This window comes from Rhodococcus sp. AB351 (assembly GCF_049538275.1).
Taxonomy (GTDB): domain Bacteria; phylum Actinomycetota; class Actinomycetes; order Mycobacteriales; family Mycobacteriaceae; genus Rhodococcus.
In genome coordinates, this window is record NZ_JBMVFW010000043.1 from 1 (window position 1) to 349 (window position 349).

Annotated in this window: 1 protein-coding gene; it reads right to left on the minus strand. The window is 63.9% G+C overall.

Annotated features, from left to right (window positions below; all coding sequences use genetic code 11):
- The coding region (locus tag ACPCXD_RS22920) for a transposase (RefSeq protein WP_423661213.1) at positions 1 to 267 on the minus strand (267 nt) is incomplete at its 3' end.
- Positions 268 to 349: the final 82 nt, after the last annotated feature.

The following is a 349-nucleotide window of genomic DNA, read 5'->3' on the forward strand; positions in this document are numbered from 1 at the left end:
GGCGATCTCCCGCAGCGCGTCCTTCTCCAACTCGGCATCGGCGAGCAACCGTTTGAGCCGGCTGTTCTGCTCCCGCAGTTCCTTGAGTTCCTTCGCTGCATCGGCGTCCATGCCGGAGTACTGGCGCCGCCAGTTGTACAGCGTCGCCGCCGACACCTCGAGCGCTGCGGCGATTTCCTCACCGTTCTTGCCTTCCGCGGCCAACTCGTCGGCTCGGCGCAGCTTGCGCACGATGTCCTCCGCCGAGTGACGTTTGCGTCCCGCCATGATCCCTATCGTCCCTTCTTCGCCCTCACCAGGGCAATCAGGACTCTAGAACAACCCGGACCTACTCACAGGGGACATGCCA